This is a genomic window from Bacillus sp. FSL R5-0439 (assembly GCF_038008805.1).
In the GTDB taxonomy this organism is placed as follows: domain Bacteria; phylum Bacillota; class Bacilli; order Bacillales; family Bacillaceae; genus Bacillus; species Bacillus safensis.
This window is the reverse complement of the sequence record NZ_JBBOZW010000001.1, coordinates 2787603-2810339: the sequence shown is the minus strand read 5'-3', so window position 1 is coordinate 2810339 and position 22737 is coordinate 2787603. Positions and strand designations below refer to the sequence as shown.

Annotated in this window: 26 protein-coding genes and 2 pseudogenes; 24 read left to right on the top strand and 4 right to left on the bottom strand. The window is 40.8% G+C overall.

The window, feature by feature from the left end; translation table 11 throughout:
• Positions 1 to 38: 38 nt before the first annotated feature.
• From NST59_RS19190 to NST59_RS14540, 6 genes and pseudogenes are all read left to right on the top strand, one after another.
• A pseudogene (locus NST59_RS19190) lies at positions 39 to 1085 on the top strand (HAMP domain-containing protein); the annotation flags it as partial.
• Entirely contained in the window at positions 1080 to 2030 is a 951-nt protein-coding gene (locus NST59_RS19185; protein WP_369880188.1) for a methyl-accepting chemotaxis protein, read from the top strand. The pseudogene NST59_RS19190 and the gene NST59_RS19185, both read left to right, overlap by 6 nt.
• A gap of 172 nt (positions 2031 to 2202) precedes the next feature.
• A pseudogene (locus NST59_RS19180) lies at positions 2203 to 3240 on the top strand (HAMP domain-containing protein); the annotation flags it as partial.
• Positions 3232 to 4179, top strand: a complete 948-nt coding sequence (locus tag NST59_RS19175) for a methyl-accepting chemotaxis protein (protein WP_369880186.1) — start codon at positions 3232 to 3234, stop codon at positions 4177 to 4179. The pseudogene NST59_RS19180 and the gene NST59_RS19175, both read left to right, overlap by 9 nt.
• Before the next feature lie 369 nt (positions 4180 to 4548).
• Entirely contained in the window at positions 4549 to 6537 is a 1989-nt protein-coding gene (gene tlpB / locus NST59_RS14545) for a methyl-accepting chemotaxis protein TlpB (protein ID WP_064498112.1), read from the top strand.
• Between the two features lie 90 nt (positions 6538 to 6627).
• Entirely contained in the window at positions 6628 to 7152 is a 525-nt protein-coding gene (locus NST59_RS14540; protein ID WP_024423278.1) for a type 1 glutamine amidotransferase domain-containing protein, read from the top strand.
• A 72-nt stretch (positions 7153 to 7224) separates the two neighbouring features.
• Here the strand turns inward: NST59_RS14540 and NST59_RS14535 are convergent, their stop codons facing one another.
• On the bottom strand, positions 7225 to 8217 hold the full coding sequence (locus tag NST59_RS14535; RefSeq protein WP_144490195.1) for a Gfo/Idh/MocA family protein: 993 nt from the start codon (positions 8215 to 8217) through the stop codon (positions 7225 to 7227).
• 197 nt (positions 8218 to 8414) lie between these two features.
• Here NST59_RS14535 and NST59_RS14530 point away from each other — a divergent pair, with 197 nt between their 5' ends.
• The 4 genes from NST59_RS14530 (at position 8415) to NST59_RS14515 (ending at position 11620) form a co-directional block, all read left to right on the top strand.
• A complete protein-coding gene (locus NST59_RS14530) occupies positions 8415 to 8807 on the top strand; it encodes a DoxX family protein (RefSeq protein WP_064498114.1) in 393 nt (130 codons plus the stop codon).
• 65 nt (positions 8808 to 8872) lie between these two features.
• Positions 8873 to 10015: an AI-2E family transporter gene (locus tag NST59_RS14525; RefSeq protein ID WP_039181030.1), complete on the top strand. Its 1143-nt coding sequence runs from the start codon at positions 8873 to 8875 to the stop codon at positions 10013 to 10015.
• A 127-nt stretch (positions 10016 to 10142) separates the two neighbouring features.
• Complete coding sequence (locus tag NST59_RS14520; RefSeq protein WP_039183288.1) at positions 10143 to 10976, top strand: undecaprenyl-diphosphate phosphatase; 834 nt, start codon at positions 10143 to 10145, stop codon at positions 10974 to 10976.
• Positions 10977 to 11146: 170 nt separating this feature from the next.
• Entirely contained in the window at positions 11147 to 11620 is a 474-nt protein-coding gene (locus NST59_RS14515) for a hypothetical protein (RefSeq protein WP_024423274.1), read from the top strand.
• Positions 11621 to 11654: 34 nt separating this feature from the next.
• Here NST59_RS14515 and bioB read toward each other — a convergent pair whose 3' ends face one another.
• From bioB to NST59_RS14500, 3 genes are all read right to left on the bottom strand, one after another.
• Complete coding sequence (bioB, locus tag NST59_RS14510) at positions 11655 to 12650, bottom strand: biotin synthase BioB (protein WP_144490197.1); 996 nt, start codon at positions 12648 to 12650, stop codon at positions 11655 to 11657.
• A 152-nt stretch (positions 12651 to 12802) separates the two neighbouring features.
• Positions 12803 to 13153, bottom strand: coding sequence for a hypothetical protein (locus tag NST59_RS14505; protein ID WP_039181025.1), 351 nt, complete (start codon positions 13151 to 13153; stop codon positions 12803 to 12805).
• Positions 13154 to 13390: 237 nt separating this feature from the next.
• Positions 13391 to 13768, bottom strand: coding sequence for a helix-turn-helix domain-containing protein (locus NST59_RS14500; RefSeq protein ID WP_059375849.1), 378 nt, complete (start codon positions 13766 to 13768; stop codon positions 13391 to 13393).
• A 159-nt stretch (positions 13769 to 13927) separates the two neighbouring features.
• On the opposite strand from NST59_RS14500, the gene NST59_RS14495 reads away from it, so the two are divergent.
• The 14 genes from NST59_RS14495 to NST59_RS14430 all read left to right on the top strand — a co-directional run bounded on the left by NST59_RS14495 (position 13928) and on the right by NST59_RS14430 (position 22735).
• Entirely contained in the window at positions 13928 to 14191 is a 264-nt protein-coding gene (locus NST59_RS14495; protein WP_058838052.1) for a helix-turn-helix transcriptional regulator, read from the top strand.
• The gene (locus NST59_RS14490) at positions 14188 to 14340 is read left to right on the top strand and encodes a hypothetical protein (protein WP_175297167.1); all 153 of its coding nucleotides are present in this window, start codon (positions 14188 to 14190) and stop codon (positions 14338 to 14340) included. The genes NST59_RS14495 and NST59_RS14490 overlap by 4 nt, the downstream gene beginning before the upstream one ends.
• Positions 14318 to 14557, top strand: a complete 240-nt coding sequence (locus tag NST59_RS14485) for a hypothetical protein (RefSeq protein WP_099663602.1) — start codon at positions 14318 to 14320, stop codon at positions 14555 to 14557. The genes NST59_RS14490 and NST59_RS14485 overlap by 23 nt, the downstream gene beginning before the upstream one ends.
• A 50-nt stretch (positions 14558 to 14607) precedes the next feature.
• Entirely contained in the window at positions 14608 to 15009 is a 402-nt protein-coding gene (locus NST59_RS14480) for a hypothetical protein (RefSeq protein WP_059375845.1), read from the top strand.
• Between the two features lie 50 nt (positions 15010 to 15059).
• Positions 15060 to 15212, top strand: a complete 153-nt coding sequence (locus NST59_RS14475; RefSeq protein ID WP_371412189.1) for an XtrA/YqaO family protein — start codon at positions 15060 to 15062, stop codon at positions 15210 to 15212.
• A 127-nt stretch (positions 15213 to 15339) separates the two neighbouring features.
• Positions 15340 to 15858: a sigma-70 family RNA polymerase sigma factor gene (locus NST59_RS14470; RefSeq protein ID WP_039181011.1), complete on the top strand. Its 519-nt coding sequence runs from the start codon at positions 15340 to 15342 to the stop codon at positions 15856 to 15858.
• A 151-nt stretch (positions 15859 to 16009) separates the two neighbouring features.
• Entirely contained in the window at positions 16010 to 16654 is a 645-nt protein-coding gene (gene terS / locus NST59_RS14465) for a phage terminase small subunit (protein WP_024423266.1), read from the top strand.
• A gap of 8 nt (positions 16655 to 16662) precedes the next feature.
• Positions 16663 to 17964, top strand: coding sequence for a PBSX family phage terminase large subunit (locus tag NST59_RS14460; protein ID WP_180272438.1), 1302 nt, complete (start codon positions 16663 to 16665; stop codon positions 17962 to 17964).
• Positions 17961 to 19418, top strand: a complete 1458-nt coding sequence (locus NST59_RS14455) for a phage portal protein (protein ID WP_039181005.1) — start codon at positions 17961 to 17963, stop codon at positions 19416 to 19418. Before NST59_RS14460 ends, NST59_RS14455 begins: the two co-directional genes overlap by 4 nt.
• Positions 19419 to 19456: 38 nt before the next feature.
• A complete protein-coding gene (locus NST59_RS14450; RefSeq protein WP_058838048.1) occupies positions 19457 to 20545 on the top strand; it encodes an XkdF-like putative serine protease domain-containing protein in 1089 nt (362 codons plus the stop codon).
• 22 nt (positions 20546 to 20567) lie between these two features.
• Positions 20568 to 21491, top strand: coding sequence for a phage major capsid protein (locus NST59_RS14445; protein ID WP_144490201.1), 924 nt, complete (start codon positions 20568 to 20570; stop codon positions 21489 to 21491).
• A gap of 13 nt (positions 21492 to 21504) precedes the next feature.
• Positions 21505 to 21888 carry a protein YqbG gene (gene yqbG, locus NST59_RS14440; protein ID WP_039181000.1) on the top strand — a complete coding sequence of 128 codons (384 nt, stop codon included), beginning with the start codon at positions 21505 to 21507 and terminating at the stop codon, positions 21886 to 21888.
• The gene (locus NST59_RS14435) at positions 21885 to 22241 is read left to right on the top strand and encodes a YqbH/XkdH family protein (protein WP_039180997.1); all 357 of its coding nucleotides are present in this window, start codon (positions 21885 to 21887) and stop codon (positions 22239 to 22241) included. Before yqbG ends, NST59_RS14435 begins: the two co-directional genes overlap by 4 nt.
• Entirely contained in the window at positions 22238 to 22735 is a 498-nt protein-coding gene (locus tag NST59_RS14430; RefSeq protein WP_064498119.1) for an HK97 gp10 family phage protein, read from the top strand. Before NST59_RS14435 ends, NST59_RS14430 begins: the two co-directional genes overlap by 4 nt.
• The last annotated feature ends 2 nt before the right edge of the window (positions 22736 to 22737 follow it).

The window sequence follows — 22737 nt, the reverse complement described above, 5'->3', positions numbered from 1 at the left end:
CGATATTAACTTTAGAGAAGTAAAGGGGGAAAGTTAAAATGGGAAAAATGATCCAATGGTTCAAAAAACCATCCATTTCAAAAAAATTAATCATTGCCTTCTTGGTAGTTCTTATCCTGCCAACCGTGGCACTGACAATTAGTGCGTTTTTTACATCAAAGACAGAGCTAGACAAACAGATTATGGGCAGTGCGATGAGTCAGGTCAATGCATTTGATACCTTAATCAATGAGAATATTGGAAACAAATCAGATGCTGTGACACTGTTCTCAGATTCACTCAAAGCGTCTAATCTTCAAGAAAAAAATAGAAATGCAACCATTAAAGAATTACAGCAATTTGGAAAAATTAATGAAAAAGATGTTTCTGCGATCTATGCAGGCTCTGAAAAGGGATTGTTTATGCAATACCCAGTCCAAAAGATGCCGGATGGCTACGATCCAAGAGAACGTCCTTGGTATCAAGAGGCATTGAAAGCAGAAAACGGCAAACAAGTCATCACAAAACCATATGTAGCAGCATCCACAGGCAAAATGGTGATCACAATTGCCCAAAAAACGAAAGATGGTTCAGGTGTCATTGGTCTTGATATGGAAATTGACAGCCTGCTCCAAAAACTAAAAGAAATCAAAATTGGGCAAAAAGGCTATGCTTTCATGATGGAGAAAGATCAAACGGTTTTAGCAGATCCAACCCAAAAGTCAGGAAGTCAGGTCAATGAAAATCTGGCCAGTATTATTTATAAAAACAAAGAAGGAAGCGGCAGCTATACCCTCAAAGGAACAGATAAAAAGGTTGCATATGTCACCAATGAATTAACCGGCTGGAAAATTGGTGGAACGATGCTCGTATCTGAAGTAGAAGAAGCGGCAAAGCCCGTTTTCAATACTGCCATTATCGTATTCAGTGTCACACTCATTGTAGCAGGAACCCTTATTTTCTTTATCGTCCGCTCTATTTCAAAAAGATTATCCAATCTTGCCCGTTTCTCGAAAAAAGTCAGCGATGGTGATTTGCGCGATAAGCTTCAGATCCAGTCAGATGACGAAATTGGACAAGTTGGTAAAGGCTTTAATACGATGATTGATTCATTGAGATCCCTCATTGGAGCCGTTCAAACTTCAGTCGAAAATGTCGCATCTTCATCAGAAGAACTGACTGCCAGTGCAGGACAGACAAGTAAAGCAACTGAGCATATTACACTAGCCATTGAACAATTCTCCAGCGGAAATGAAAGCCAAAATGATAAAGTCGAATTGAGCTCAGTCGAGTTAGAGGAAATGAACCGTGGTCTTCAAAATATGAATGAATCAGCTGAGTCTATTACGGCTTCATCGATCAAATCAACAGATATCGCAGGAGAAGGCGGACAGCTTGTTGAAAAAACGGCCTCTCAAATGAATGTTATTGATCAGTCCGTGAAAAAAGCAGAGAACGTCATCAGGGCGCTTGAAAATAAATCTAAAAACATTACCCAAATTCTCGGTGTCATCAATGGAATTGCCGATCAAACGAATTTACTTGCACTAAATGCAGCAATTGAGGCAGCAAGAGCTGGTGAATCTGGCAGAGGATTCTCCGTTGTAGCAGAAGAAGTAAGAAAACTTGCGGTTCAATCTGCTAACTCGGCAAAAGAAATTGAGAATTTGATCAATGAAATCGTGCAAGACATCGACGTATCCCAGGAAGTATTCACTGCGGTGAATCGAGAAGTTCAATCAGGCCTAAGCTTCACTGAACAAACGAAAGTAAGCTTCCACAATATTTTCGACATGACAAAAGAAATTTCTAACCAGCTTCAAACAATGAATCAAACCGTTGTCCAGCTTTCAAAAGGCTCTGCACATGTGTCAGAGGCTGTTCGTGAGATCGCAGACGTATCACGTGAAAGCTCAGCAAATATTCAAGACATTGCTGCTTCAGCAGAAGAACAACTGGCATCAATGGAAGAAATCAGCTCATCCTCTGCCACACTCTCTTCGATGGCAGAAGAATTACGCGATTTAATTAGCAAGTTTAAAGTTGAATAGACATGAAGAAAAGAGCCTCCAACTAGAGGCTCTTTTTATTTATTGAATAAAAAGAAATAGGTAATTGTACTTATTTTTTGGTTTTTTTGAACATTATTCCTTGAAAAATAATTCATATTACCTAAGAATAGAAGAGAAAGACCACAAATCATAAATCAAAAGGAGTAGAGTTATGAAAAAAATCAACTTTTTTAAGCACTTTACGATGTCGAAGAAATTAATTACTGCATTTTTAGCGATTCTCCTAGTGCCAATTCTCGTATTGGCCGCATTTTCTTATGAAGTGGCATCAAAGTCTCTCAATGATGAGATTATGTCTAGCGCTGCAAATGGTGTTCAACAATTAAATGAACTCATTAATAAAGATATACAGCCTAAAATTGACATTGTTTCATACTTATCCAAATCGGTCAAAAAGAGTGAATTGGCTGCTAAAAACAAAGATTTACTCAAAGTGAAATTAGAGCAATTATCGGAAACAGATGACGATGTAGTAGAAGTATTTGTTGCAGATCAAAATGGTAAACTAACTGAATATTCCGAGATACACAAAGATAATGCAAAGAGCGCAAAAAATGAACCATGGTTTCAGCAATCGATGGGAGATAAGAAACTCATTATTTCAGATCCTTTTACAAGTAAGTCATCTGATGACCTGCTCATCACAATATCAGAACAATTAGCAGATGGATCTGGTGTGATCGGGGTAAATGTACGATTAAATACGGTTATAAAAGATACAAACAGCATCAAAATTGGCCAAGAAGGCTATGCGTTTATCGCCACCTCAGATCAGCGTTATGTTGCCCATAAAACCGATAAGGCTGGGACAAAGCTGACTGGTGACTTTATCTCGAAATTGTATGATAAAAAACAAGGCAGCTTTGAATATGAATACAATGGCCAGCCGAAGCAAATGTTTTTTGACACAAATGAAGCAACAGGCTGGAAGCTTGCTGGAACGATGTATGTGAATGAAGTAAAAAAAGCCGCTCAGCCAGTGCTCGACTTAACAATGATCATCCTTGCGGCTGCGATTGTCATTGGCGGAATCGCGGTTTATTTTATTATTAAATCGATTCGAAAGCCACTGATAGAGCTCTCTGAATCGGCTGAGAAAATCAGTCAAGGTGATTTGACCCAGCATATTGAAGTTCGTACGCACGATGAAATAGGTAAACTTGCGCAAAGCTTTAACGACATGTCAGCAAAGCTGAAACAAGTCATTCAAGCTGTTCAAAATTCGATTGAAAATGTGGCTGCTTCGTCTGAAGAATTAACGGCAAGTGCAGGACAGACAGCTCAAGCGACCGAGCATATCACATCCTCTATTGAACAGTTCTCAAACAGCACTGAACATCAAAATGATATGATCGAAAAAAGCTCAGTTCAGTTAAACGAAATGGATCGCAGCCTATCGCATATGGTCGACACGACCTCTCATATGATGGAATCGTCGATCGAATCGAGCAAAACCGCTCAGGCTGGAGGAGAACTCGTTCAAAAAACAGCAGGTCAAATGCAAACCATTGAGCAGGCAGTAAAAGAAGCAGAGCTTGTCATTGCAGGTTTAGAGCAGAAATCAAAGGATATTACAAATATTCTGGGGGTCATCAACGGTATTGCGGATCAAACGAATCTCCTTGCTTTAAATGCTGCGATCGAAGCTGCACGAGCAGGTGAAGCTGGCAGAGGCTTCTCTGTTGTCGCAGAAGAAGTCCGCAAGCTGGCAGAGCAATCAGGAAGCTCTTCAAAAGAAATTGAAAGCCTGACGAACGAAATTGTGGAGGAAATAGAAAAATCGCAGAAAATGTTTAAACAAGTAGCAGGGGAAGTACAGTCTGGATTAAACATTACAGATGAAACAAAAGTGAGCTTTGAGAAAATCACTGATAAAACATCAGAAATGACAGAACAAATGAAACAAATGAACGGATCAGCCAAAGAGTTATCACATGGCTCAAATGATATTTCTCATGCGGTGAATCAAATCAAAGAGCTCTCAAGAGAAAGCTCAGCAGGCTTCCAAGATATCGCAGCTTCAGCAGAAGAGCAGCTTGCATCTATGGAAGAGATCAGTTCTTCCTCTGCCACTTTATCTCAGATGGCAGAAGAACTAAGAGAGCTCATTAAACAATTTAAAATGTAAGAGAGTAGCGAAACACCTGACGCCAAAACGTCAGGTGTTTCAGCGTGTAGACAAACCCTCGCATTCGGTGTCAGGTCTGCGCTCCGGTGCTCACGAATGTCAAATTCGCTCCGCTCCTGTGCTCGTCCTTCCTAGGACTGCAAAGGTTTTCTATCACACTGAAAAGAAGACAAGGGCTAAAATCAAGAACATTTTAGCCCTTTGTCAACAATCTTAAGCACCTGACGCCAAAACGTCAGGTGTTTTTCCATTCAATGCATATAAATTGGGTAATTTGGACTTATTTAGACTTTAATAAGTTAAAAAAGTAAAGAACCTAGTAGTACTTCCGATATATATACTATCTTACTAAAAGGAGTTTTCTTTTTTATGAAATTCATACAGTATTTCAGAAAGCCATCTATATCAAAAAAGCTCGTATTCTCTTTCTTATTTATTCTTTTATGCCCAATCATCGTATTGGCATTCTCTTCATATCATACGGCAAGCACCTCCTTAAATGATCAAATTATGCAAAGCGCAAAGGAAAATGTAGAGCAGCTAGATAAAAATATTACGAAGGTTGTAAAAGTGAAAACAGACGCAGCCGATTTCTTTAGCAAATGGATCACGGAGAAAAAGCTCAAGCAAAAAGGCACGACCGATATTCAAGGACGCTTTGAGCAGTTCATGAGTATGAATGATGACACAGAAGGTATTTTTGTCGCTTCAAGTGACGGCAAAGTGTTTTCAAGATATCCTAATCAAAAAATGCCTGCCGATTATGTCGCAACTGAGCGGGATTGGTATAAAGACGGCTGGGCGAAAAACGGTGAGCTGTCTATTTCAGCTCCATATGCAACGGCATCAACCGGTACGCTGGTGGTAACGATTTCTAAAAAACTAGAGGATGGATCAGGCGTCATCGCGATGAACCTAGACATTGCGAATCTAGTAAAAGAGTCCAATAGCATTAACATTGGGAAACAAGGCTATGCCTTTATTGGAAGTCCGGACCGCACATATGTGGCACATCCAAAGAAAAAAGCAGGAACGAAATTATCTGGTGAATGGTTAGAAAAAATGTACTCACAAGATAACGGATCTATGAGTTATATGTTTGAAGGGAAAGAAAAGCAAATGGAGTTCACGACAAACAAGGCAACTGGCTGGAAGATTGTCGGGACGATGTTTGTCAGTGAAGTAGAAGAAGCTGCACAGCCAGTTTTTAATATGGCCGCCATCATTTTAGCCGGCGCGCTTATCATTGGCGGGATTCTGATCTTCTTTATCATCCGTTCCATTACAAAACCACTTTCCACTCTTGTCTCTTCTTCGAAGAAGATCAGTCAGGGAGATTTGACAGAAAAAATTGATGTCCACTCAAAAGATGAAATTGGACAGCTTGGCACAAGCTTTAATGAAATGAGTGAGTCTCTAAGAGATGTCATTCAAGCTGTACAAACATCTGTTGAGAATGTCGCTTCATCATCTGAAGAACTGACGGCAAGTGCAGGTCAAACAACAAAAGCAACCGAACATATTACATCGTCTATTGAAACATTCTCAAACGGCAATGAAAATCAAAGCGAAATGGTGGAGCAAAGCGCAGTTCATTTAAAACAAATGAATGAAGGACTGAACGAAGTTGCTGAAACGTCTGATGTCATCACAGCGTCATCTGTTCAATCAAAAACAGTCGCAGAAACAGGCGGCCAGCTTGTGGAGCGAACTGTCGGCCAAATGAAGACGATTGACCATTCAGTGAAAGAAGCTGAAGGCGTGATTAACGGACTAGAGCATAAATCAAAAGATATCACAAACATCCTAGGCGTGATTAACGGCATAGCGGATCAAACGAATTTACTTGCACTAAATGCCGCTATTGAAGCAGCACGCGCAGGCGAGTCAGGCAGAGGCTTCTCTGTTGTTGCGGAAGAAGTGCGTAAACTAGCGGTTCAATCATCAGATTCAGCAAAAGAGATTGAAAAGCTTGTGAATGAAATCGTCTCTGAAATTGAAACATCTCAAAATATGTTCAAAGCAGTGAATGAAGAAGTAAAGAACGGTCTTACTATTACAGATCAAACGAAAGAAAGCTTCTCACAAATAAATGAGCAAACAGCGGAAATCGCAGCAAGAATGAACGAAATGAATACAACGGTGCGCGAGCTGTCGAAAGGATCTGAGCAAATTTCTAAAGCAGTGAATGAAATTGCGGATGTATCGAGAGAGAGTTCAGCAAGCATCCAAGATATCGCAGCTTCAGCAGAAGAACAGCTTGCTTCGATGGAAGAGATTAGTTCTTCATCCACGACTCTTTCCCAAATGGCGGAAGAATTACGCGATTTAATTAAAAAATTCAAGATCAGCGAATAAGGTCAAGTGGTTCTCCTCGAGGGGAACCGCTTTTCTTTTTAAGAGGACATCTCGTACAATAGAGGAAATCGAAAGAAGAGGAGAGATAGAATGCGTTTATCAGATAAGAAGGTCATTGCGTTTGTCAGTGATGATTTTGAAGATTTAGAGCTGTGGTATCCAGTTCTGCGTTTAAGAGAAGAAGGGGCGACTGTCCATCTTGTAGGTGAAAAAGCAAATCATGAGTACATCGGGAAGTATGGTGTGCCGGCGGTATCTGATGCAGATTTTTATTCCATTCAAGCTGATGATTATGATGCTGTGCTTGTCCCTGGCGGATGGGCGCCTGATAAACTGCGCCGTTATCCAGAAGTATTAGACATCGTCCGTACATTTGATGCGAAGGCAAAACCAATCGGGCAGATTTGCCATGCCGGCTGGGTGCTGATTTCAGCAGGAATCCTGAAAGGCAGACAAGTGACAAGTACACCTGGTATTAAAGATGATATGACAAATGCCGGTGCGGATTGGTTTGATGAGGCGGTCGTCACAGATGGCCACCTCATCTCCAGCAGACGTCCGCCGGACCTTCCGCCGTATGTAAAAGCATTTGCGGATGTGTTAGCGGCAAAATAAGCGACTGACACGAAACGTAAAAAACAAAGGGCGAACCAAAAATAATTCGCCCTTTGTTCATCATTTTATGCCCTATACATTTTGTCTGTCGGCAGGATACATCACGCCCATTTGTCTTCTTGCTTCGTCCATGACGGACATGGTTTGAACAGATAACGCAAATGTATTGACCGGAGACTGCCCCATTCCCTGCTGAATACACTCAATAAAATGATTGATTTCATAAGACATAGCTGGCTGATCATCTTTGAGCGAGATGTCAGTTTGATGTCCATCACGGTCATGTATCGTGATTCGTGAAGGCCGGTGGAATTGATCAATCACCATCGTGGCATCCTCGCCTTGAATTTCAGCGGATAAATGAGACGTTGAAATTTTAGAATGAAAAAGAAGTGCTTGATGCCCGTCATACTGTAAAAGGACTGAACCATTTCCATCCACACCAGAAGAAAGCTTATAGCCTCTCGCGGTGATTTGATTCGGCAGACCAAATAAGGATATGACTGGGTAAACGAGGTACACCCCGATATCCATTAACGAACCATTGGATAACTCCGGTTTAAAGGCATTTGGAAGCTCGCCGTTTCGATAGGCATCGTATCTTGAGGAATATTTACAGTAATGCGCGACCACTTGCCTGATAGGTCCAAGCTGATCAAGGTGCTGTTTGATTTGCAGAAAGTTTGGCAGAAATGTCGTTTTCATCGCTTCCATCAAACACACTTGATGTTTTTTTGCTGCGGCAATCATTTCTTCCACTTCTTTTCGATGAGAGGCGAATGGTTTTTCGCATAAAACATGCTTTTGATGCTCCATCATCAACATGGCTTGCTCTTTATGAAGGGCATTTGGACTCGCAATATACACGGCATCGAACGTATCACTTTCCGCCATTTGTTGTAAGTTCGTAAAAACCGTCTCAATCCCGTATTTTTCGGCAAAGGCCTGTCCTTTTTCAGCGGATCGTGAATAGACGGCTGTACATGTAAAGTCAGCGATTCCTTCACCAGCTTGTAAGAACCGATCTGTAATCCAGTTCGTTCCGATGACAGCAAATCGAATCATGTGATTCCCTCCTTCTGCTTTCCTCTGATTATACATGCTTTGAAAGCGTTTGTATGAAAGAATATTCTTTTTATTGAAAAGCGGATGAAACCTTTATATAGGCTGATGCGTCTTACATAAAGGATATAAATGTACGAAAAGTGGGTAGTTTCTTCCTTCTTCGGGTAATACTCAGGATAGAAGGGAGAGGAGGAAACATGAAGCGCGTCCTGCATATAGGAAGTACATACACCTTTGCGCTTTTATTCATAGTTGCTGGTATTTTTCATGTAATAGAGCCGGGCGGCTTTGCTCGCATGATGCCAGGCTGGCCATTTCCATATGTAATGGTCTATGTGACTGCATGTCTTGAATGGCTGCTGGCCGTGCTGCTGCTTTTGCCGAATTCTAGGATTGCAGCGGCAAAATTCATTGCTGTCTATCTTGTACTCATTTTCCCGGCAAACTTATTTGCTGCACGTGAGGGAATACCATTTCCAGGTCAAGAAAATACAGAACAAGCTTTGCTATGGATAAGACTTATTGGACAGCCGATTCTCATTATATGGGCGATGTCTATTGCAAAATGGGAAAAAAAGCTGAAACAATGATCACCATATCATGATCAAGTAGTGTACAATTTACTCATAAAATAGCCCGTGTTTGGAGGAACGATATGAATTCTATGCAAATGTGGAGCAGTCGATTTAGAAAATTTTTTCTTGATAACAAGTTTGTTCTCTTTTTACTCGTCCTGCTATTAATCGGATTGAATATCCTTGTTTTCATGAAAACATCATTTATTTTCACACCGCTCATTGTACTCGTCAAAACCATTGCCTTACCGATTATTTTAACGGGGGTCGTGTATTATTTATTAAATCCAATTGTCAACTTGTTAGAGAAAGCAAGAATCAAGCGGATCTATTCCATTTTGCTTTTATATCTTGTCATTATTGGGATTATTACAGTGACCATCGTGTCTATTATTCCTTTTTTACAAGCTCAAACCATGAGTCTATTTCATAATCTTCCGAAATACGTCGATACAGTAGAAGAACAAATTAGACAATTAACGGGAAGTAACTTTATTAATCAAGTGCAAAAAACGATGAACTTTAATGTGTCTGAATTGGTAAGTAAAGCATCTAGTCAAGCGACGAAGATTTTGGAAAGCACCTTTACCGGTGTAGGAACATTCTTAGGGGCGCTCACAGAAGTTATCATCTCGATCGTGACGGTGCCGTTCATTCTGTTTTATCTATTAAAAGACGGCAAAAAGCTGCCTGACTATTTCTTGAAATTCATTCCAAATAAAATGAGAGAACATACACATATCGTGCTTCACGAAATGAACCACCGGCTGAGCTCGTATATTCGCGGACAGATTATTGTCAGCTTCTGTATCGGTGTTCTTCTGTTAATCGGTTATATGATCATTGGACTTGACTATGCGCTGCTGCTTGCTATCATTGCGGCATGTACAAGCGTAGTACCTTACCTTGGTCCAACAATTGCGATTACACCAGCGATTGTGATTGCACTTGTGACGTCACCAGTGATGCTTTTAAAACTTATTATTGTCTGGACAGTGGTTCAGCTCATTGAAGGTAAATTTATTTCGCCTCAGGTGATGGGGAAAAACCTTCATATTCACCCAATTACGATTATTTTTGTTCTATTAACAGCTGGTAAATTGTTCAGCGTCATCGGCATCATTGTCGCTATTCCGACGTATGCCGTTCTGAAGGTTATCACAACCCACCTGTTTGATTGGTTTAAAATGCGGTCCAATTTGTATAAAGAAGAAAAGGTTTGATGTCATAATCTTTTTTTGAAAAAAATATAGTATCATAAAGACGAGCTTTCGATAAAGGAAGCTTGTCTTTATGTGGACATAGATGTTTGGCGTGTTCAAAAGATCAGAATTGAAAGGAAAGAAAATCATGAATCTATGGGATTTATTCGTGGCACTGGTTTTAGGAATTGTCGAAGGATTAACAGAGTACGCACCTGTTTCATCTACAGGTCACATGATCATTGTCGATGATCTTTGGCTAAAATCAAAGGAAATTATTACGCCAGAAGCGGCTAATACATTTAAAGTCGTGATTCAGTTAGGCTCTATTTTAGCTGTCATGATCGTGTTTAAAGATCGTATTTTAAACTTATTGGGCTTAAAGAAAAATATCACCGAAGAACAAAAGCGCAGCGGGCATAAGCTGACCATCGCCCAAATTGCTGTTGGACTTGTTCCAGCCGTCATTTTAGGATTCTTATTTGAAGATTATATTGATAAATACTTATTTGACGTCAGAACGGTCGCTGTCGGTTTGATTTTAGGGGCAGTGCTGATGCTTGTCGCTGACTGGATCAATAAACGGAAAACAGAAACAAGCTCTGTCGATAACATGACGTACAGACAGGCGCTTTATATTGGACTGTTTCAATGTTTGGCATTATGGCCAGGCTTCTCGCGCTCAGGTTCGACGATCGCAGGCGGGGTTATTCTTGGTTTGAATCACCGTGCTGCGGCAGACTTTACATTTATCATGGCGATGCCAATTATGGCGGGAGCAAGCTTGTTAACCCTTGTGAAAAATGCTGAATATTTAACAACAGACATGCTGCCATTCTTTATCGTCGGCTTTGTGAGTGCGTTTGTTGTGGCTCTCTTTGTTGTTCGATTCTTCCTAAAACTGATCAATAAAATCAAACTGGTGCCTTTTGCGATATACCGAATTATCCTAGGTGTGATTTTATTTATCCTGTTCATGTAATATGTAAACTACTCTTTATAAAAGAGTAGTTTTTTTGTTATTTCGCCTAATTAAACAGTAAAAACACCCTCTTAATTGGTAGAATAAGAATTTTTTTCATAAATTAGTGTTTAAGAGACAGAGAAAGGGGTAGTACATAAACATACCAATTAAAGGAGGAGTTAGAAAATATGAGAAAAACAAGTAAAATGTTTGTTGGTTCTGTCATCGCCACGTCAATGATTGCTGCCCCTCTATCTCTTACGACTTTTGGTCAAACGGCTGAAGCTGCTACAACAACAGGTGTTGATGGAAGTGTCTCAATTGATCCAGTAGCCATTGCCGATAAAATTGAACAAGCAGTAAAATCATCTCAAAATCGTGATGGATTCGTAAAAAACGCGGCATACAGTGCGTTCTATGAAGCAGGTCAAAACTACAACGTAGTTGTCCAAAATTTAAGCCAAGATCACGACTTTAGCGGTCTGAACAATGTTGTCTACTATGATAGTGTTGAATATGACGGTATTACGTTTGGTATTTGGGTATTTGAAGATGGTACGTTTGTCAACAATGGTGACGGTGGATATATTAACTGGACGTTTGTTGGCAGCTTTGACCGAGAAGATGGAAGCGGAACTGTCGATTTTCATAAAAGATTCTAATCTTAGAAGTCTGCCGGTGAATCGGCAGACTTTTTTATAACGCACATTCTTCTATTTCAAACCCTAAATCTTCAATGATGTGATGATCCGTTTGAACTTGCTGGCCTTTTGTTGTTAAATAATCACCAACGAAAATCGAATTTGCCGCATAAAGTGCGAGTGGCTGGAGTGTCCGTAAATTAAACTCTCTGCCTCCGGATACCCGAATTTCCTTTGTTGGATTGACAAATCTCATCATTGCCAGCACTTTCAATGCTTTGATCGGATGTGTCCGTTCTTGATGCTCAAGCGGTGTTCCTTCAATGGCATGAAGAAAGTTGACTGGAATTGAATCCGCATCAAGTGCTCTAAGCGCAAAAGCCATTTCAACGATTTGCTGATTGGTTTCACCCATTCCAATAATGACCCCTGAGCAAGGTGACATGCCAGACTGTTTGACCTGCTCAATGGTCGACACGCGGTCATCGTATGTATGAGTTGTCGTAATGTGATCATGATGATCGTGATGTGTATTGATATTGTGATTATACCGATGAACACCCGCTTCCTTCAGCCGCTTCGCTTTGTCTTCATTTAATAACCCAAGACAGGCACACACCTTCAAAGGCATCGTTTCAGTGATTTCCTTTACTGCTGCTGTAACTTCATCTAATTCCCTATGAGAAGGCGCTCTCCCGCTTGCCACAATACAATAAGTCCCGGCTTTTCTTTTGAGAGCCTCACGCGCCCCTGCCACAATGGTTTTTTGATCAAGCATTGTATATCTTTCAACCGGTGCTTTTGAAATCATCGACTGTGAACAATATCCACAGTTCTCAGGGCAATATCCACTTTTTGCGTTGAAAATCATATTTAATTTCACCTTTTTTTGAAAAAAATGAAATCGTACTTGATAGGCTGCATGCATAATAGGTAACAATTCACTATCGTCAGCTTCAAGAATGTCTAAAGCCTCTTGCACCGTAATCGGTTCATTTTTCATGGCCTTCTCCGCTATCGCTTCCCAAGATAAAGACAGTTGCTCTTTCATCATTAATGCCTCCCTTATTATGTTAACTTATTTTTATTAAAAGTTAACATAATGGAGAGGTGTTGGCAATCACGAATCAAATGAAACCAACTTTAAACATCAAAAGGCGATGACTCCATGTCATCGCCTTCAGATATGTAAAGCTAGATTGCTTATCGAACCGTAATATAGTTAATGACAAGCTCGCCTTGTGAATTATAGTAAGAAACGGTTACTGAACCGCGTTGTACGGCACGAATCCAAGTGAAGTTTGGAGCCGTTTGATCTAATTGAATCGCATACGTTGCACCCGACACAGAAATTTGGCTTGCTGGAAGAGAGACGGCGATTGAAGAACCTACAGAAAGCGTACGGTTCACTGTAATTACTTTATTCATAATAGGAGCTTTTGCTATGACTGGTTCTTTTGGCTGTGCAGCTGCATGAGCACCTTCAGTTTGGGAGAACGTAAGAGCACCTAAAGCAGCTAAAGACAATGTACAGACTTTCATGAATTTTTTCATCGGTAACACTCCTTTTTTTGGTATATACATATATTAATATTAATAGAATTATATGTCAATTGAAATGTGTGAAAAAAGAGTAATTATGGTGAAAATTGTCACATATTATGTCGGGAAAGACATATATTTAAAAAAACACATGATTTTTTATTCATATGCTCTTTCTTTTTTAAGGGAAAAAAGAGGTATAAAAAAAGCTGGGTTCATCCCAGCAACGTAAAGCAGATGAAAGAGTGATTACTGGTCGTCTCGCTGTTTTGGCTGACGGCCTTTTTGCTTCTCTTTCTCTCTAATGTAGTTAATAAAATCGATGGTTTGTCTTCGTGCTTCTTCGGAAAAATCTGAGGCGGCTTTAAACGCAATTTGCAAATCAGGATCGTCTGCAAGATCGTCATCGTGTCTGCCTTTGTCCTTACCTGTGAGAAGATAATCGGTTGAGACCCCATATAACTCAGCAATTTTCACAATCATTTCACCGTCGGGCTTTCTCAAGCCATATTCCCAGTTTGCATAAGTGGACATCGCCTTTAATCCGAGTTTTTTAGCAACTGTTGACTTGCTCCATCCATGCTTCTCTCTTAATTCAGTTAAAATCTTCCCAGTCAAATTATCCATCAGAAACACCTTTTTTCATGTTATGAGTAAATTTTATCATGAATTACACGGAAAAGATAAATAAATACACAAAAAGAATAAAAATATGGTTGACTTACTCGTTTTGTGTATATTATCATAATGAATATAACTTACACATATTGAGTAAGAGGTGGAAAGATGAAACTTGAAAATTTACGAGAAGAGCGCATATTGCAAGGAAAAACACAAACCTATATGGCGAAAAAATTAGGTTATAAGTACACAAGCGGCTATGCGAATATAGAGATGGGCAGAACGAAGCCAAGCTTAGAAATAGCAAAGCATATTGCAGATCTGCTAAATACCGGTGTTCAAGAGCTTTTTTTTGGTCAGAAGTTACACAAAAAGAGTAATTCTCTAGAAGAAGATCAGTTCTTAGAAAAGGAGAGAAGAGCAGAATGAATATTGAACATCCAATGGTGACACAGATGAGTGACTTTGGTTATCCAAAAAGCTACTGGTCATATGACATGAAACGATATGGATACCAAACAGAAATTGATGACAGTTTGGAGGGATCTGAAGAAGATGAGACATCAGCTGATGTTTGATGCTAGAAAAGAAGCGCAGCTTTGTTTAGACCAAGCTGGCGGCTGGATCGCCTTTTTTCAACAGAAACCGATGTTTGTTTTTGCCACAGCAGAAGAGAAAGAGACATATATGACCCTCCTGAAAGCTAAGTCGATGACAATAAAGGAGGAATCAGGGCGACGTGAAACGATGGAAGCAAATCATGACATTTTTGAAATGCTTGCTCAAAGCGAGTAAAAACGAACAAGACATCCGCCAGTGGGCAGAGGATGACGGGAGATCATAACATGGTCATCCATTTAATCATTGAACATGAACATTTGTTAACAAAAGAGACATTGATGAAAAGAATACGATCAGCTGCAAAAGTACAATGCCCGCAAAAATTAGAAGGCGCACTATCACTTGAAATTCGTTTATTTGATCACATGCCGCTTAACATTGCTGACTGCCAAAAAAAGCGTACATACGCAGAAAAAGGGTTGATACGCCCGATACACGTCAGCATCTTACAGCCAAGTCTACAGCATATTCAAGAAGCACTTCATTCTATAGCTGATCAAGTCCCTCTGCAGATTGTCGATTTAAGAGTTTCCCAGTTTTATAGTATGTGTGAAAGAGTTGAAATCATTATCAATACGGTAGGTAGTGGCACGAGGCCATCACCAAAAAAGGAGACAAGCATATGAACGAGCCAAAACAACTATTCATTCAAGATAACCAAACATTTGTCGGTGAGATGGAAAAAGGAAAAATTCAAGTCATCGTGTTAGATGGAAATGTAGGAACGGCTTATCAAATGGATGTACCTGAACATGGAAAAACCATTATTCAAACGGCAAAAGGTCATTTTGCAAGAGTAGATCACGAGATTGGTTTTAAAATCAGCTAACTGACTAAACACATCAAATCATAATACGTCCAAGACGGAAAGCCTGCGGACACTGATCAAGACCCTGTTAAAAGGGGACCTGATTGGTGTCCGTTTTTTATTTTCTTAAAAAAGGGAGAGAGCGAATATGCAAGATTTACTCATTGAATATAAAAGAGCCTTAAAGAATGCTAGAAAACAATATGAACCATTTAAAGAAAAAGAAGAACATCAGCTGTCCGTTCAAGACAAGCATGATAAAAAAATGATCGCCAGTATGGTGAGCGATCTAGAATACGTAGTAGAATGGCTACAAATCGGAAGAGAGCCAGGTGCGCGCAGAGGGTTAGACAGACGTTCAGTCTATCAGCGAACCATTCTTGCAAATCCAGAAGTGTTAGAGGCTTTATCACATGAATATACCCTTATTCAAGAGAAAGAAAGAGAAGTCAGTGAGAGAGACAAAAAACGAATTGATGAAGCTTTGTCTGTTTTAACAGATCGAGAAAAGGATGTATTCTTTATGCACACAACACAAGGATTATCGTTTAGCGAGATTGCGGTCATGCTGGATGTCAAAAAAGGAACTGTGCAAAAACATATGGAAAGAGCGCGGACGAAGATGTCCAAAAAAGTACAAGAACGCCTATTCAGAGCTGCTGAATAGGCGTTTTTTCTATCCAAAATAAATCAGCTAAAGCTTGTCTTACAGTTGCCACCTATAGTTAGAAAGACCAAACGAATGTTTGCTAGCCCTACACAAATGATTCCTTCAAAGGGAATCATTCGAATTAAAAGGAGGCGGCAGGTGAATGTAAATGAAAGATAAACGGATAGAGGCCAAGCAGGATTATATGAAGGGGATGACGTACCAGCAAATTGCTGATCATTACAATGTCTCGATCCATACCGTCAAATCGTGGAAAAGGCGATACGGATGGCAAAGACAAAAAACTTCGTCAAAGCAAGCACACTCAATCTTCAATCAATTTCTTTCAGATGAAACGATTGAAATCATGGAGAAAATGGATGGACGCACATCGCTTGATTTAATCTGGGATCAAATTCAAATTCAATATGCAGCCATTATTCGGGCGCAGCGAATCATGTATGTAGCAGATCAAGAGGACATGATCAAAGAGTTGAAAAAGGCGGCATACATGCCTTCTTCATTAGAAGAAACAGGAGAAGGCATTCAGCCAGAACTAGACATCACCTCAGAAGAATATTCGTTTCAATTTTCATGGGATCGGCATGCGACGTTTCTAAATGCACAATCCCGTGCAATGGGTGAACTCAGGCGTTTAATAAAACAGTTTGAAGAGCTCGCACATGCGAAGGATGAACGAAGATTAAGGCTGAAACAAATTGAACTGACGATCGAAAAAACAAAAAAAGCAGTGCGTGAAGAAAAAGAGGAAGATCTTCAAATCATGATCAAGCGAAAAGAGGACGACTCATGACGCCATTGATTGAAAAAGAAGTCAATCCTCACTTTGAACACTTTCTATTCGATTGGAATCAAAAGTTTCAATTTTTAGTTGGAGGCTATGGCTCCTCTAAAAGCTATCACATTGCTTTAAAGCTCGTCTTAAAGCTGCTGGAAGAAAAGCGGACAGCACTTGTCATTCGAGACGTGTATGATACGCACCGCGAATCAACCTTTTCTTTATTACAAGAGATCGTCAGCGACCTCGGCATCGACCATGTGGTGAAGTGCCGAAGTTCGCCGCTTGCACTGACGTTTCGAAACGGCAGCAGCATCTTATTTAAAGGGCTGGACAAACCTGAAAAATTGAAATCAATCAACAACATCTCGATCATTTGGATTGAGGAATGTTCAGAGGTTTCTTATGAAGGATTTAAAGAGCTGCTTGGAAGGCTAAGGCATCCATCCTTACCGCTTTATATGATGTTATCGACCAATCCTGTTGGTCAGGATAATTGGACGTATAGACATTTTTTTCGAGATGAACAGCTGAAGCGTTTTGTTTTAGATGATGAAACCTTATACAAAAAGCGAACCGTTGTTATCAAGGATACGTATTACCATCACTCCACGGCAGAAGATAATCTATTCCTTCCTAAAAGCTACGTGAAGCAGCTGGATGAGCTGAAAGAGTATGATCCAGACCTCTATCGCATTGCGAGGAAGGGATATTTCGGGATCAATGGCACAAAGGTTTTTCCTCAGTTTGAGGTGAGAAGCCATTCTGATGTATTAGAAGCCATTCAGCAGATTGACAGACCGCTGAAACGAGCAGGCATGGATTTTGGATTTGTTGAATCATACAATGCGCTCATTCGGCTAGCTGTCGATCATGAAAAAAAGTACTTATATATTTATTGGGAATATTACGACCGCGGGAAAACAGATGATGAAACAGCCCTTGACTTGAAAGAGTTCATTGAATCAAAAGAACTGATTAAAGCCGATGCAGCCGAACCTAAAACCATTCACTATTTTCGGCAGCGCGGCTTTCAAATGGTGGCGGCACATAAGTTCCAAGGCTCACGTTTACAGTATACAAAAAAGATCAAACGGTTTAAGAAAATTATTTGTTCTGATGCATGTCCATATACCATCTATGAACTTCAATCACTAACCTATAAGGCAGATAAGGATGGACGTCTAGAGGAAGATGAGTTTCAAATCGATCCACACACATTATCAGCCATCTGGTATGCGCTGGATGATTATGAAGTGACAGATTTGAAACAGACTGCCTCGGAGCGTGTCCGTCCAAACAGAGAGAGGAGGTCCATACAATGAAACAATTGAAAGCAACCATTATGAAGGCAAACATGTCTGATCATACAAAACAAATGTATGCAGATGAATTTTCCTACGAAAAGGATGACATTGTTCCCCCGCCTTACAATATCAATGAATTAAAAAGCATGGCAGAATATTCAACCATTCTTCAGCAATGTATTGATGCGTATAAGACCAATATTTTAGGCTTTGGTTTTGGTGTAGAATATGCCTTTGACTTTAATGCAGAAGGCGTGAAACCGGCAAAAAAGAAGGCAGCAGAGAAGGAATGGACAAGACTTGAAGAGTTTACGAAATACATGAACTATGATGAGTCTGCTGATGTGGTGCTTGGCTATGTCATCGAAGACCGGGAGAAAACAGGGAATGGTTTTTTAGAAGTTCTCCGAGATGGCCAGGGAAAGCCGGCAGGAATCGAGTATTTAGATGCGCTCCATATCCGCATTTGCAAGCTGAGTGAGCCAGTCGACGTCGAGTTTCGGTATACAGAAAACGGCGAATTGAAAACAATGAATCGAAAGAAGCGATTCCGTAAATATGTGCAGGTGATCAATGAAAAGAAAGTCTTCTTCAAGGAGTATGGTGATCCCCGCATTTTACATTGTGAAACAGGCAAATACGATGACACCACCCCAGAGCCGCTGCGTGCAACAGAAGTGATTCATTTTAAAATCGGCAGTGGAACGTATGGGATTCCCCGCTGGATTGGCAACATCGTCAATATGTATGGGGCACGCAAGGCAGAAGAACTGAACTACCTTTATTTTAAACAAGGGCGGCACGTACCTGGTGCCATCATTGTCGAAAATGGAATGCTGTCTGAGTCATCCTATCAGCAGCTTCAAGATTATATGGACGATATTGAAGGCTCTGATCATGCACATAAGTTTCTATTGCTTGAAGTCGAAGGTCTCCCGACGGAAAAAGGGTTAACTGGAGAAGAAGATGTTTCAAATGTCAAAGTGAACTTCAAATCCTTAGCAGAGATCTTGCAAGAAGATGCACTCTTTTTAGAATACGATGAAAAAACAAGAAACAAAATCCGCTCTGCTTTTCGACTGCCGCCTATTTATACAGGTGAGTCTCAAGACTATAACAAAGCGACAGCCGATACGGCGCGGAAAACAACAGAAGAACAGGTATTTCAGCCTGAACGGCACCTCATCACAGGGAAACTCAATACCCTTTTCCTGCCGGATCTTGATATTTGGCATGTCCGTTTCCTATTAAATGGTCCTGACTTTAGAGACCCATTAGAGATTGCCAAGGTTCTGACACCATTTATTCAGGCTGGGGCAGTGTCACCAAACGATTTGCGAGATCTGGCGGGACGTATCCTTGGGAAAACGTTAGAGGAATGGCCGGAGGATCTCTATCACAGACCTTTAGAAAGCCGCATGACATCAGCTGAACAACAGCCTCAACGAGAGCCAGATCAGTTGAAAGAATAAACCGAAGCGCGTGCGCTTTTTTGAAAGGGGGTGAACATATGCCAAGAGAATTAAAAAACGCAAAAATTACGCATGTTTCCTACGTGGACAGAGCCGCAAACAAAAAGAAATTCTTTTTGATGAAGGCAAAGAAAAGCCAGCCTGACTTTCAAAAAGAGGTGAGTGTGCTGACAAAGGCAGAAGATGCTCATCGCCTTGTGTATGGTGTCGTGTATGAACCGAATACACCTGATGCACACCAAGACTTTATGTCTGCCAAAGAAATTGAAAGAGCAGCACATGGTTTTATGAAGGATGCCCGCCACATTGATAAGCAACATGATTTTCAACATGGTGTTGGAGAAGTGGTTGAATCATACATTGCACCAGCTGATTTTGAAGTAGGCGGTGAGCTGATTCGAAAAGGATCTTGGGTGCTTGTAACAAAGGCTTCTCAAGAGATTTGGGATCAAATTCAGAAAGGCCACATTACAGGATATTCAATGGCAGGAACGGCGGACATCGTAGCAATTGAAGAACAAGATCAGCTCCTATCTCAAAGCACGAATGAGAGAGGGCTTTTTTCTTTGCTGAAAAATTTCTTTTTGAAAGAGGAAGGTGCAAACATGTCACAACAATTTTGGAGCGTTTTAGACCACCTGCTGGAAACCTTACAGTCAAGTGATGGTGATGAGGCGGGTGTAAGATCAGCGCTTGAGCAATTGCTGCCAATCGTGCAGGAGATTTTGAAGACAGAAGATGTGCTTCAAACGATTGGTGAAAGGCCAGCCTCCGTACAAAAACAAGACGCCGCTTTGACGACGGAGCAAGTACGAGAGCTTGAAAAAGCAAAAATGGCCATCGAAAACGTCTTACAGCATGCTGAACAGCAGGAAACAGATCAAACTGGAGAAGAACCTGTCCAAAAGGTGCTTGAGCAAGCCGTAGCACCAATTCGTCATCAGCTTTCTTCTTTAGAGAAATCAGCCAGCAGAGAAAAAGCTGCGCTTGAGCAAGTGCTTCAGCAGCAGCTTTTGCCTATTTCAGAGCGGATTCACATGCTTGAAAAAGCGCGCGGCATGTCAAAACAAACAATCCACGATACACAAAACGACAGTACAAAGCCCATATGGGATGGCTTACTATAAGCCTAAATAAGGAGGAAACAGTGTGAGAAATCAAGAGTTGATTCGCAAGGCCGAAATGACACTTGCCAGCTTAAAAACCGGCGGTCTCATGAACGCAACCCAATCCAACGCATTCATTAGAATGATGCAAAATACACCAACCGTTTTAAATGATGCACGTATCATTCCGATGGAAAGTGATTCACAAAAAATCGAAAAAATCGGCTTTGGCCAGCGTATTTTGCGCCCAGCAGAAGAAGGCAAAGCGCTTGATGCGAAAGACCGTGTTGTCCCAGCGACAAGCACTGTCCAGCTAAATGCGAAAGAGGTTATCGCAGAGATCCACATGACCTACGACAGCATTGAAAACAATATTGAGAAAGACGGCATTCAGCAGACGATTATGCAAATGCTCGCTGAACGAGCAGCCGTTGACATTGAAGAGCTCATCGTCAATGGCGATACGACTTCAGCAGATCCATTTCTAGCTCAAATAGATGGCGTGAGAAAACAAGCAGTATCTCATATCGTAGATGCAAATGGAGCGGAAATCAGCCGCCAAATGTTTAAGCAAGCTTATAAAGCGATGCCGTCAAAATATTTACGTGTTCCTCAGGATTTCCGTTTCTACACATCCCCAAGCTTAGAAGTTGAATGGAAGGATCAAGTAGCAAACCGTCAGACGGGCCTTGGAGATGCGGCCATTCAAGGCGGACTTTCTTCTGCATTCGGTGTGCCGGTCAAAGGTCTTGCCAATATGCAGCCATATGACGAAGCGGGAACAGATGTATCAGATATTTTGCTGACACATCCTAAAAATATTATCGTAGGTTTCTCTCGAAATATTCGAATTGAAGTAGAAAAAGATATTCGCAGCCGTAAATTTATTATTGTCCTCACAGCGAAGCTAGACAGCAAATTTGAGGAAGAGGATGCTGTAGCAAAAGTGATGAAAGTGAAAGAGTAGGTGACGGCAGACCATGATCATTTCTGCTGAAGAACTGCAGGCCTATTCTGTATTTGATCGTGTGAAAAATCGATCTGTAGAAAGACTGACAGCAGATATTATCGAAGCAGAAGCTGCGGTATTTCAGATCGTAGGTCACGATTTCTCAAGCGAAAAATATCAGCCTCTCCCTGAAAAAGCAAGAATCGCATTATTAAAAATGGCCCAATATTTTGCCATGCTGAATGATGACGAATCTATGATGAAAGGCTTTACGTCAGAGAAAATGGGCGATTATTCATATGCAAAGGCAGCTGATCAAGTGAAAGGCAGACCCTATGTATATGCCTTGCTAGTAGATTACATTGAACCAACATTAACTGCCGGCAGTGCCAAACTAAAGGTGAGATCATTATGAGCTATCAATCTCTATTAACAGATCGCTGTGATCTTTTTCACCTTGAACATAAGGAGTCTGCCCGCGGGAAATTTGGAATTCCAGCTGATGATTTACAAATGACACTTTCCTATCCCGACGCTCCCAGCCTGACCGATCTAGCTTGTTATGTCATAGAAAAAAACCAGTCACTTGTGCAAGAAGAGCCGAATACAGTCATTTATCAATCCTATCTTGTCCATTTTCCTTTAGGAAGTGATATTCGCTTGCATGACAAAATGGTGTGGAATGGCGTGTCACTGAAATTACAGCAGCCTAAAAAAGTGAAAAATCATCACATCGAAGTGATGGCAGTCAGGAAGGAAAATCTATGAAAATTGATGGACTTGACCGGCTGATTTCACAACTGCAGACAGCGTGTGGTGGCGGTTTAAAGGCAGAATATCAAGATTGGTTGGAGGACATGGGCCTGCAGTTTTTAGACATCATTCAGGATGAATTAATCAAGGAGAATGCTGTTGATACAGGACGGCTTCTAAGATCCTTTACACAAGGCGACAAGGAGAATCTTTTTTTCCTTTCAAAAGGCGGTCTCACACTTGAAGTGGGAACGCAGCTTGAATATGCCTCCTATGTCAATGACGGACATGCCACTTCTTCAAGTGGAGAGCGAAGATGGGTGCCTGGCAGATGGACTGGCAGCCGCTTTGAATATGATCCGAATGCAAGTACAGGAATGATGCTTGCCTCTCAATGGATTGAAGGCAATGGCTACTGGGATCATGCTGTCATGCTCTATGAGCAAATGTTTGAACAGTCGCTGGATCGAAAGCTGCAAAGCTGGTTCGATCGACATTTTGGGAGGTGATG